Origin of the sequence: Paenibacillus sp. MER TA 81-3 (assembly GCF_023713585.1) — a bacterium.
Classification (GTDB): Bacteria; Bacillota; Bacilli; order Paenibacillales; family Paenibacillaceae; genus Paenibacillus_B; species Paenibacillus_B profundus.
The window spans coordinates 16449-28180 of the sequence record NZ_JAMAWB010000013.1 but is presented as its reverse complement, the minus strand read 5'-3'; the positions used below and the strand labels follow the sequence as shown (position 1 = coordinate 28180).

Below are 11732 nucleotides of genomic sequence, written 5' to 3'. Positions count from 1 at the left end.
TAAAACACCCCCCATTGATTTTTGGGGGTGTACTTTATCTCCCAGCCTCATCGAGGCGCGAGTATGAAAGCTTTGAGCAGTTCTTCCTGGCGTTCTTTCGTTAATTCATTATCGTCTAAGTAGGCAGTATAATAAATGTCATGCTGCTTCCATAAGTAATAGGTTCTGGAGATTATATTCCCGTTGTTGTAGTAAGGGCCACCATAGACATTATTGTCGTCCTTGTAGGCGGAAATACCAATGCCGTCCATGTCCAGTTCCCTAACAAAAGACAACTGTGAATCATTCATTAATGGTAACTTGCTTTGATAAACCGCGAGATAACTTTCTTGGGAATCGTCTGCACGGTAAAAATTCCATACTGTATCCACGGTAGGTCTGAAGGAGTAGCCGGTGTTTTGATCTCCTGCCTGGAACATGAACGAGCTTGTAAGCTTCAGTTTGTTATTCAAGAGAGTAAGCGGGAATTTCACTTTAAAGCCCAGAAGTTTTTCCGCCACCTGCAAATCCTTCTCATCATAGATCGGGAACGAATTTCCCTCTCCGTCGTAACTGACATGTTGAATATGTTGCGGGTATGTAAAAGATTTCAAGATTTTCTCCAGTTCGTCTTGCGAAATCGTTCTCCGATTCCGAGAAATGCCTTCTTTCACGGTATGATCTTCGCTATAGAATTGAATGGCATAGTATATTCCTTCATCACGCCAAAAGAAGGTTTTTTCGATTTCCGGCTCATGATGTTCGTATTTTTGTACGGTCGTTACTAGAATACCGCTGATATCGGCATATGTAACTTCTTCTTGTATATAGGTTTGGGGTAGAGCTTTACCCCATGATGGTCCCGGGACTTTTGTCGTTTTCCCTCCCTCCAATAATTGAGAGAGTGTCCCATTCATTATATTTCCCGTAGAGGCGATCACTTCGAATTGTGTATCATTAACTTTGCCGTAATTTGAACTAAAGTTTATGGTGACCTCATTATCCTTCTGATTTACATATTTTTCGCTTAGATTGATACTACTCAATTGATACCCCTCGGGTAGATAATCAGGGACTTTATATGAGAAACCGACAAAATCATTTGCTCTTTCCAAATTGCTGAACCATTTAAACCCATCACCCTGGCTATTAAGCTTAAATGTGGAAGGTGTGCTCTCCTGTTTAGAACCTGATTCTGCGCTATTCGCGTGCTCCGAAGAATTCGTGAGCATAACGGCGCCTAAACCGAGAAGCAAAATAATAGTGGCAGCGGACAGTTTATACGTACCTTTTCTAAATTTAGATATCATCGTAATTCTCCGTTTCATTTCCCTATTGTTTTCAAAGAAATTCGAAAGATTGACCTGAGGGGAAGAGGTTCGGGTAAATAACCGTGACAGCATAAGGAGTGTCATTCCGTACGATGAGGATTCATGCTCATCCAGCATCTCAAGTACACCCGCGTCGCATGCGACTTCCCGGTCGGCTTTTATTTTTTTCAAGGAAAGCCATACAAATGGATTGAACCAGTGGAGCACAGCAGTCAGTGTCCACAAGAAATTGAACCATAAGTCAGTTCGTTTATAATGGGTCAGTTCGTGCAAAATAATGTGCATAAGCTGACGGGAATCGGCAATCGTTACGATATCCGCCGGCAAATAAATTCTCGGCTTCGTCAATCCATAGATGCATGGGCTGTGGAGGCGAGTGGTCTCATAGATAGGAATCGTTTTCGTGATGCCCAGTTTCTTCTTGCACGCCTCCAGAATAGAGAGCACCTCGTAATTCTCTAATTTGCATGAAACTCCAACTCTTTTTTTTGAATCTTAGGACAACAAACAGATAATACGTACTCAAGGATAGAATTCCTACAATCCATACAATCGAACCGATCGTGAGCATCTTTTGGCGGTTATCCTGTTCTTTATATGTATAAGTTTGAAGGGGCGGATTCACGATTGAACTTGGCCCTTCCGTCTGCATTAGTATAGGCGCAGGATTTACATTTGTTGTTGTTTCGCTATTCTTTATTGTCAGCGACGGTTCCATTTTGTTTTCTGAAGATATAGGCTGCTCTGCAGACTATTTAGGCCAATTTATGTCGTGCGGTACGAAATTAAAAAGAGCTGACAGGACTTTGTGGAGCTATCGGAACAAGCAGCTTGATCAACACAAGAATCCACAGCATGAAAAATTCGGGGGCCTAGACGGTTATACAATAGCTTCCGAATCAAGAGCAGCGGCAATATGATGACAGTGGACAGTGGACGCCAGGGATGCGATCTTCTAAGCAAGCCTCCATATTTGATTCCCCCCTCAAAATTTTATAATACTATATTGTATGTAGTCCTCATGGACATGGTTAACTCGCTTTTCATGCATATTGTCCCGAGGGAGTGAACATCAAATACTGCCTTATATTTGACAATTCGAATGAGGCAGTCATTCCTCTCACAGAGTGAAGATATAGGTTGACAAAAGGTTGAGTTACCCTTAATATACAATTAACACATTGGTAATTGTTAAAAGAGAGAAAGGGTTGTGCTTATAAATGTCAAACAAAGATGCCTTAGCACAATATGATGTAAAAAAATATCGAACGCCAGATGGCTATACATCAGATATTGCTGTATTTACGATATTGCCTGTTACAATCAAAGAATTCAAACCGCCCGAGATGGATCTCAAGATTATGCTCATTCAGCGGAGTAAGCTTAACAGCGAAGGAACGCCAAATATCGAAGCAGGGAAGTGGGCATTGCCTGGTGGCTTCGTAAATCCAAATGAGACTGCATATGAAAGTGCAAAACGTGAGCTACAAGAAGAAACAGGTGTAGAGAACATTCATCTTGAACATTACGGTGTATATGATAGACCAGGACGTGATCCGCGGGGCTGGATGATTACAAATGCACACTTTGCGATTGTTCCAGAACACAAGTTGTCCCAAAGACAGGCAAACGATGATGCCGCAGATGTTCAACTGTTCTCGGTAAAAGAGGTCATGAATCTTGAGCTTGCTTTTGATCATGCACAAATCATTGCAGATGCGATTCATGTGATTCGCCAGAAACTTCTCGAAACGACTGTCGCAAAGGAGTTCCTACCTGAAGAATTCACTTACTCGGAGCTGCAAGCCGTTCTCCTTACGGTCACTGATGATTCCGCAATTGCATTGGAATCGGCATTTGCAAGAAAGGTCAAATCTTTGCCATTTATCCAAGAGGTTGTAGGGAAGAAGACAACCCGAACATCTAAACGACCGACACAGTTGTACCGATTCATCGATATGGAACTAAACAAATCCATTTACCATACCAGAATGTGATTGATGATAGATGCTTAAAATAAGATGGTGACTAAAGTAAATAGCACTCCGAAGTCGATGTGAGATGGTTGAAGTGCTATTCTAACTTTATTGTCACTACTCTTTTTACAATTAACAATTAACAATTATGCAATAGTTAAATTAAAGGAGGAGTGCCAAATGAAAAAGAAAAAAGCGCTTATTAATATTGATTATACAAAGGACTTCGTTGCTGCGGATGGGGCATTGACTTGTGGAGCACCAGGACAAGCGATTGACGGACGAATTACTGAAATTACGAAAGAGTTTATTCAAAGCGGGGATTTCGTTGTATTCGCAATCGACATTCATAAGGAGAATGATGCATTCCATCCGGAAACGAAGCTGTTCCCGCCGCACAACATTGAGGGAACAGATGGTCGGAAGCTTTTCGGCCAATTGGAGGATCTGTATCAAGCAAATAAAGACGCAAATAATGTCTATTGGATGGACAAAACAAGATACAGTGCATTTGCAGGAACGGACTTAGAACTTCAACTTCGAGCAAGAGGAATAAATGAACTTCATCATGTAGGCGTTTGTACGGACATTTGCATACTCCACACCGCAGTAGATGCTTACAATAAAGGCTTCGAACTTGTCGTTCACGAGGATGCCGTTGCAAGCTTTGATGCCGAAGGTCATGTATGGGCACTAAGACATTTCAAAGGTTCGCTTGGAGCTGCAGTAGTCAAAAAGGAGGAAAACGAAGATGAATAAGATTGAGCTTCCGGTATTCAATCATTGTGATGACAGTTTCGCGCTGCATACCGATAAATATCAAATTAATATGGCGCAAGTCTACTGGCAAAATGGCATGCATAACCGAAAGGCAGTTTTTGAAGTGTACTTCCGCAAGCTTCCAAGGCCGAAGCACAGCTAATTGAAACTGCGATACTTAATATCGTTAATTATCAAACCCTTATTGCTACAAAGGCATCTCGTATTAAGCAAGTTGCGGTTGAGGATAATTGCATGGAGTTCGGAACTCGGAGAGCACAAGAAATGGATGCCGCGATTTGGGGTACGAGAGCTGCATACCTTGCAGGGTTCGAAGCAACGTCGAATGTAAGGGCAGGGAAGTTATTTGGCATCCCAGTCTCAGGCACACACGCCCATGCAATGGTTCAAGCCTATCGTGATGAATACAAGGCATTTAAAGCCTATGCTGAAACGTACAAAGACTGCGTATTCCTTGTTGATACCTATGACACACTGAGATCTGGTGTCCCAACGGCAATCAAAGTGGCGAAAGAGTTCGGTGATCGTATCAACTTTAAGGGTATCCGACTTGATAGCGGAGACTTAGCGTACTTATCGAAAGAAGCTCGTAAAATGCTTGATGAAGCAGGCTTCCCGAATGCCAAAATCTATGCATCCAACGATCTCGATGAACAAACCATCATGAACCTGAAAACACAGGGAGCTAAAATTGACGTGTGGGGCATTGGCACCAAGCTGATTACAGCGTATGATCAACCTGCTTTGGGTGCTGTATACAAGCTGATCTCAATTGAAGACGAAAACGGCGATATGGTCGATACGATCAAAATCAGCTCGAATCCTGAAAAGATTACGACCCCTGGACGCAAACGTGTATTCCGCATCGTCAACAAGGCGAATGGGAAATCGGAGGGCGACTACATTGCACTGGAACATGAAGAACCGCAGGTTGAACAACGGTTACACATGTTTCATCCCGTTCACACGTATATCGCAAAATTTATAACGGGATTTGAAGCGAGAGAACTTCATCATACCATCTTTGAAAATGGGAACTTGGTATACGATTTACCTACGCTTAAAGAAATTAGGGAGTTTGTAACAGAAAATCTCGATGTATTGTGGGATGAATATAAACGCACCCTCAATCCAGCCGAATACCCTGTTAACCTCAGTCAAGCATGCTGGAATAACAAGATGCAATTGATTGAAGAAGTTCGAAATAAAGTGCAAGCAGCTCTCGAAGCTTAGAAGGAGGTTGTATACGATGGCGAAAATCGGGATTTACGGATCATCCTTTGATCCGATCACGAATGTCCATCTTTGGACAGCAAGCACCGTAGCACATCGTTGCAAGCTGGACAAGGTGATTTTCTTGCCTTGTTCCAGTAAGCGGCAAGATAAACAGTTGCATGTTTCGGATGAACATCGCATCAACATGGTTCGGATTGCGATTGAGGGCAACGACAAGTTTGAAGTTGACGATTTTGAAATGAATCAACCTGGTTGGGAAATCGCCACGTACCAAACAATGAAGCATTTTCGAGCGAAATATCCGAATGACGAAGTGTATTTCATCATGGGTGCTGATCTGCTCGTAGATATCGGGGAAGGGAAATGGAAACGTGCAGAAGAGTTAATTCGTGAAAATAAGTTCATTGTCATGGCAAGAGACGGCATCAATATGCTGTCTGCCATCAGCAAATCTCCAATTCTACGGAATGCAGATGATGGTCATACGTTTCATTTGATCGACAAGGGGCTGGCAATGGAGATTAGCTCTAGTTATATCAGAGACGAATTCAAAATGGGCGGAGAGCCACGCTACTTGGTTTCTGATCAGGTTTACGACTACATTCAAATCAATCACCTATACAAGTAATGAAAGGGGATGCGGGATATGAATAAGCAAACCGAAATCATCAACGCACTGCATGTAAAACGCACGATTGTACCTGCGGAAGAACTTCGTATTCGGGTGAATTTCCTTAAAGAATATTGCCGCAAAACTCGAGCGAAAGGATTTGTCTTGGGAATCAGTGGGGGGCAGGATTCGACACTTGCAGGACGATTATCCCAATTGGCGGTTGAAGAGCTTCGTACAGAAGGCTATGAAGCCAAGTTTATTGCGATCCGTCTGCCTTACGGGACACAACAAGATGAGGACGATGCCCAGCTTGCTTTGCAATTCATTAACCCTGACAATACGCTTACGTTCAATATTGAGGCTCCTGTACATGTTTTTGCAGAAGCTTATGAGGGTGCTGACGGAAAAGCTCTTACGGATTACCACAAAGGGAACGTGAAGGCAAGAATGCGTATGATTGCACAGTATGCTGTGGCAGGCGAGCATCAGTGCCTTGTTGTTGGAACCGATCATGCCGCAGAAGCAATCACTGGCTTCTACACCAAGTTTGGTGATGGCGGAGCCGATATTCTCCCGCTAGCTGGACTGACGAAAGGTCAAGGGTGTGAACTCTTAATAGAGCTGCATGCACAAGAACGTCTATATCTGAAGACGCCAACAGCAGATCTTCTCGACAACAAGCCGCAACAAGCTGATGAAGCTGAGCTTGGTTTGGAATATGCCGTGCTTGATGAATATCTTGTCGGCAACGAAGTTGCTCCAGAAGCGAAGGTGATTATTGAAAACCGCTACGCGGTGACACAACACAAACGGGAACTGCCTGTAACACCATTCGACCAATGGTGGAAGTAAGGAATGGACTGGATTCTCGTTAGTTACGAACCTTTTTCGAAATGGGCTTGTTGATAGAGATGGCCGATTGACTAGAACATCATGATAGTAGGAGCCGCGTACACCGCGGTTTTTCGGCAGTGATGTAAAAAATGAAAGTACTAGACTGAAAAATAAAGTGTTAGACTGAGTATATAAAGTAGTAGACTCACGAGGAGGATACATACATGTATACGTATCATTTTGAGAAAGTTAAGATTGGGATATCGCAAAAGAACGCAGAAACTAAGGTGCAAGAGATCATCCACGAGCATGCTAAGGAAGGCTGGCGCTTAGTTCAAGTGATTCCACCATATCATGGAGCGTTTACTCCATGTTTTGAAATCATCTTTGAAAAAAAAGAATAAGTAGCTACGATGAAAATAGAACGTCGTGAATTCTATAAAAATCTGTAATAACTCAAATAAGCTGCCAATAGTAGCCTATTTGAGTTATGTTTGAGGTATCATTATTTCCTATAAATATACAGCTAAGGTTTTTGATCCATATAATCCTTTGAGATTCTTACATGGATCTTCCGACCAGCTTGTCTTTCCGACAGACTACATTAGATTACAGAGATACGTAAATGGAAGTGGGACCTGCCAAAAAGGTATTCGTTGCGCCCCAAGCAAGCTGATTGCCGTTTGGACCAACCGCTCTAATTTCTACTCTATAGGCGCTGCCCGTCTCCATCCCGACATCTCTGTTTGTGGAACTCTGACTTCCCCACTCATGCAGATTTCCGTTTTTATACACGAAAAACTCATAGTGAGATGCGCCAGAAACATTTCTCCAAGAAATATTAGCGAAGAAATAAGACTGTGCAGAAATCGACTCAGAATTGACAACACTTGCGGCTGTTGGTGCAGAAGCTTGAGTGCTCTCTTGGGCAAAAGCTGGAACAGCGGAAGTAAGTAAGAGAGCGGTTGTAAGCACGGTTGCAAACATTTTTTTCATTGTTTGGCACACTTCCTTTTCAATTTTTTCAATACCTTAAGTCCGTTGAGTGTAATTATCTTCCAAGTGCCTTTATATTACCATTAATAGAAATAGAAGATAAATATTACTATTTTCCTATTTTTTAAATATTTTCATGGTGCTTAAGGCGTGGATAATCGCGACAATCCGACACTGCGGCCGTATAGAGGCAAACAAGTAGGCAGCGAGTTGGTATGCTGATAAACAAGGGTCATTCTCGAAGCAGATAAGATACCGTATTATTCAGCATTCATATCATATCTTGCCTCTATAAATACTTGTCTACATGCAAGCTATAAACCCTTATGAATACTGCTGAAATCATTCGTAGAGATCGGAATCTCGATAAATATTATTTACAAGAAAGCAGATGGCATGAAGCCTGATCTGCTTTCTTTTTTCATCCTATTTCATAGGATAATAAATAGTCATGCTTAAGCGGGTCAACGTATCGCCAGGATTGGAATACAGGTGGGGCCGATCGGCTTTGAAACGAATAGAGTCTCCGCTATTTAGGTGATGTTCATGATCATTTACTTGAATGATCAATTGTCCTTCAAACACGGTGATATACTCCTCTGTACCATCTTTATGGGAATCTGAGCTCAGTTCCCCATGTGCTTCAATTTCTACACTGTATATTTCAAAGCGTCTATCCTCCTGATAGAGAAATGAGGGGTAGACTCGATATTTTCCGCTATCTTCCGTTAGAACTTTCATTTCATTACGCAGCACCACTTTTGCTTCTTGATCAGGTTCGTTAATCAACGAAGAGAAAGAAATCTTTAGCCCATTGGCAATCTTCCAAATGGTAGTTATGGTAGGGCTAGATTCACCTCTCTCAATTTGACTGATCATCGTTTTGCTTACACCACTCAACTCTGCTACCTTTTCCAAGCTTAGCTTTTCTTTCTCGCGAGTCGCCTTCAAATTTTTAGCAAGAATATACTGAATGTCTTCCATTCCGTTCACCTCACGCTATTTACGTTATAACGATCATTATGTACAATATATAGAATATTCACTATAATGTACGTTTTGAACATTATAACATACCCTAGAGGAGGTTCTAAAATGCCGTTTCTATCATTCTTATTGTTTGTCGTCGTTAGCAGCTTTACTCCTGGCCCGAACAATATCATGGCGATGGCGTTTGCTAACCAAATAGCATTGAAACGCTCTTTGATTTTTTGTGCCGGGGTAGGCGGAGGATTTTTCGTTATTACATTATTGTGTACCGTATTTAATCTGCTGCTCACCAATCTTCTGCCTGTTATTGAAACACCGCTAATGATATTCGGCGCAGCCTATATGCTCTACTTAGCTTACAAAATATTAACTAGTAATAGCCAGAGCCGCGATCAGGCGGCAGTACACAAGAACCTGTTTTGGATTGGGGCCTTAATGCAATTTATTAATCCCAAAGGCATTTTGTATAGTATTGCAGTAGTGGCAACGTATATCCTTCCTTATTACAGCACTTATTTTAGCTATTTCATGTTCGCCGTGGCTTTAGGCTTTGTTGGTTTCCTGAGCACCTTTAGCTGGAGCTTGTTTGGTTCCCTTTTTCAATCCTTTATATCAAAGCACAGGAAGCCGTTTAATATCATCATGGCCTTGCTGCTTGTTTATTGTGCAATATCGATCATCTATCCTTAGTGATTTTTACAAACCGAATTGAAGATTGAATTTGGTGTATAGAAGAAGCTGCCTATCATTTATTCTTTGCGACTTCTTGATATAATGTCTCCAGATGCTGCTGAACACTTCGAAGTTCATCATTTCAGGTTGGATCTCCTCAGGTGTAATTGCATGTTGATTCGCATGATACAACAGGTGAATTCGTGTAAATGAGTTTTCGAAATCTGAATGCATGGTAAACGCTCTCCTTTTCATAAATGGTATTCAATCACAGTTATCATTGTTTTTCTGTCCCTGTATTATGCATTCCCCGTAATCGTAACTTAGATTGTATTCAATCCATGATGTGAACTTTACGCTACCTGCATGTAACGGCGGACTGACCTTGAATAATATGCCGCCGTATACCTTACAAAGGCCAAGAAGCGGGTACATCTTTTGTTATCAAGCGGAGAACAGCAAAATATTAGGGAAACAAAGAAGCCATTGCGAAACTTCTGGCGGATGGCGCTGATATTGACGCTACGGATGAAAGAGGTAGAACCTCTGATTCATTAATATTTTTGTTTATAAGTTGTGCGTCTCCCGCTCGGTGAATCGATTTAGAAAGGTCAGGGAAAGCTATGTTTTGGAATGATACGCAGGCAAAAGCAGCGTTTCCCATCACAAAATGAGGAGTGAAAGAGATGGCTAAAAACAACGACCGTAACCGAAACGATGATTCTAAAAACAACACGGCTGGTTTGGGAACTGGAGAGGCTGTAGGAACAGTGAGTGGTGGTGCCGTAGGCGCTGTAGTTGGTTCCGCTTTGGGGCCTGTTGGAACCGTTGTAGGTGGTATCGTAGGCGCATCGTTGGGCAACAAGGCAGGCGATCAAGTTGATAGTAATAACGGAACTGAACAGGATAAACAGGAATAGCTTCATTTTTAGTGAGGAAAATCAGGGTGCAGAGGAAACTCTGCACCCTCTATTTATGTCATTGACATTGAAATTAACTGTTTAACGACACAAAGTTACCCTTATTGCTTGGAGATTGACACAAAACGTTTATTAGTGCGAAAAAAGACTTCGTGGAGTATGAACTGACATATTTCAATAGAGCTAATAATTAAATTTTCAGAAAGGAAGTACATTTTGCCCAAGCACGTAAAGATCTACGCACTAATACTTATCATTTTCATATTAATAAACGCTGCGGTATACAGATATTTGGAAAACCAATCATCTGAAAAATACAACAGCCTCTATTCACTGTATCAGATGAAGAACGACTCGGCATTTGCCTATTTAGTAAAGAACGCTTCTGAAACGATTCCGCTTGCTGACACTTTGATGGCAATCAGTGAGTCGAAGGAAAATGAAGAACCTGCTAAGATTCGGCAATTGATCGATAAGGCGAAGATACAAGCGGAAGAAATCGATGAGCAACTATTAACATTCATTGTATTTAGTGATATCTACACAAACAATGCTGTTCCTAAGCATTTTGTTAATAATACTGCAATGACAACGGATGAGCAGCTGGACATGTTTATTCTTGCTCGTGAGGCGAGGATATGGTGGCCGTTATACGATACAAGCTATTCGTATTGGAAATCTAATCCTAAAACTAGACGCCAAGACTAGAAAAACCTTGCGCTCACTTGCGACGGAGCTCCATGAGTTAAACAAGACGATTATGTTGTTTAAGGATGAAGCACATCACATGTTTTTCTAAGAGCAAGCGGAGCTTAATAAAGCGGCGATGCTGCGGCAGTTGAAACCACACCTTGAAAGATTAAAAAAGATCCAAGATGATTTTTCAGGACATAAATAACCCGAATACATGGAATGGGGTCACCACGAAGCTATCAGAAGTTGACCTTGAGTCATTCACTAACGGGAGCAATAGCAACAACGTGAATGCGTTGGCAAAAGCGGGATTTGTAATTGAGCAAATGATTGAGCGATCCGATAATGTTAGCGCACCTTCATCAAGAGATACCGAATACCAAGATTCATCGAAATAACATTTTTTAAAAGTCGAAGTAATCCATTGTTATGCCACATTCTTCTTTCATGGGCGATCAAATAAATTTTGCTGAAAAGTCGCATGACGTCAAGTGCTGCTTAGCCTTTTCGATTTGTTTTTCTGATATATCCACAGCCTATCTCCAGCATCTTTTCCCCTGATACGTCGCCAAAAAGCTGGCATTTTTCTTCTGAGACAAATGCTCCATAAAAAGGAAGTACGGTTGCTCCTAAGAAGTCACTTCCTTTTGTATCCCAATAGAAGCTGTTTGTTTTATACACAGAATTCTTGTCCATGTCAAAGCCCTCCCCA

Annotated in this window: 11 protein-coding genes and 2 pseudogenes; 9 read left to right on the top strand and 4 right to left on the bottom strand. The window is 41.7% G+C overall.

Annotated elements, in window-relative coordinates:
• Nucleotides 1-47 precede the first annotated feature (47 nt).
• Nucleotides 48-1766: pseudogene (locus M3650_RS18970) on the bottom strand (M56 family metallopeptidase); the annotation flags it as partial.
• 764 nt (nt 1767-2530) lie between these two features.
• Here M3650_RS18970 and M3650_RS18965 point away from each other — a divergent pair.
• The 6 genes and pseudogenes from M3650_RS18965 (at nt 2531) to M3650_RS18940 (ending at nt 7153) form a co-directional block, all read left to right on the top strand.
• Complete coding sequence (locus M3650_RS18965; protein WP_251576936.1) at nt 2531-3307, top strand: NUDIX hydrolase; 777 nt, start codon at nt 2531-2533, stop codon at nt 3305-3307.
• Between the two features lie 159 nt (nt 3308-3466).
• Nucleotides 3467-4045 (top strand): cysteine hydrolase family protein, encoded by a 579-nt coding sequence (locus M3650_RS18960; RefSeq protein ID WP_251576935.1) that lies wholly within the window; start codon nt 3467-3469, stop codon nt 4043-4045.
• Nucleotides 4038-5299: pseudogene (locus tag M3650_RS18955) on the top strand (nicotinate phosphoribosyltransferase). Before M3650_RS18960 ends, M3650_RS18955 begins: the two are co-directional and overlap by 8 nt.
• A gap of 16 nt (nt 5300-5315) precedes the next feature.
• Complete coding sequence (nadD, locus tag M3650_RS18950) at nt 5316-5930, top strand: nicotinate (nicotinamide) nucleotide adenylyltransferase (RefSeq protein ID WP_251576934.1); 615 nt, start codon at nt 5316-5318, stop codon at nt 5928-5930.
• An 18-nt stretch (nt 5931-5948) separates the two neighbouring features.
• On the top strand, nt 5949-6767 hold the full coding sequence (nadE, locus tag M3650_RS18945) for an ammonia-dependent NAD(+) synthetase (RefSeq protein ID WP_251576933.1): 819 nt from the start codon (nt 5949-5951) through the stop codon (nt 6765-6767).
• A 206-nt stretch (nt 6768-6973) separates the two neighbouring features.
• Complete coding sequence (locus tag M3650_RS18940; RefSeq protein ID WP_019419530.1) at nt 6974-7153, top strand: DUF4177 domain-containing protein; 180 nt, start codon at nt 6974-6976, stop codon at nt 7151-7153.
• Between the two features lie 205 nt (nt 7154-7358).
• On the opposite strand, the gene M3650_RS18935 is transcribed toward M3650_RS18940, so the two are convergent.
• Both M3650_RS18935 and M3650_RS18930 read right to left on the bottom strand, forming a co-directional pair.
• On the bottom strand, nt 7359-7745 hold the full coding sequence (locus M3650_RS18935; protein WP_019419529.1) for a hypothetical protein: 387 nt from the start codon (nt 7743-7745) through the stop codon (nt 7359-7361).
• A 426-nt stretch (nt 7746-8171) separates the two neighbouring features.
• Nucleotides 8172-8729, bottom strand: coding sequence for a helix-turn-helix domain-containing protein (locus tag M3650_RS18930; RefSeq protein ID WP_251576932.1), 558 nt, complete (start codon nt 8727-8729; stop codon nt 8172-8174).
• Between the two features lie 111 nt (nt 8730-8840).
• Between M3650_RS18930 and M3650_RS18925 the strand changes: the two genes are divergently transcribed.
• From M3650_RS18925 to M3650_RS18915, 3 genes are all read left to right on the top strand, one after another.
• A complete protein-coding gene (locus M3650_RS18925; protein ID WP_019419527.1) occupies nt 8841-9425 on the top strand; it encodes a LysE family transporter in 585 nt (194 codons plus the stop codon).
• A gap of 668 nt (nt 9426-10093) precedes the next feature.
• Nucleotides 10094-10327 carry a glycine zipper domain-containing protein gene (locus M3650_RS18920; protein WP_251576931.1) on the top strand — a complete coding sequence of 78 codons (234 nt, stop codon included), beginning with the start codon at nt 10094-10096 and terminating at the stop codon, nt 10325-10327.
• A 291-nt stretch (nt 10328-10618) separates the two neighbouring features.
• Nucleotides 10619-11035, top strand: a complete 417-nt coding sequence (locus M3650_RS18915) for a hypothetical protein (RefSeq protein ID WP_251576930.1) — start codon at nt 10619-10621, stop codon at nt 11033-11035.
• Between the two features lie 483 nt (nt 11036-11518).
• On the opposite strand, the gene M3650_RS33170 is transcribed toward M3650_RS18915, so the two are convergent.
• Nucleotides 11519-11716 (bottom strand): hypothetical protein, encoded by a 198-nt coding sequence (locus M3650_RS33170; RefSeq protein ID WP_483311763.1) that lies wholly within the window; start codon nt 11714-11716, stop codon nt 11519-11521.
• Between the last annotated feature and the right edge of the window lie 16 nt (nt 11717-11732).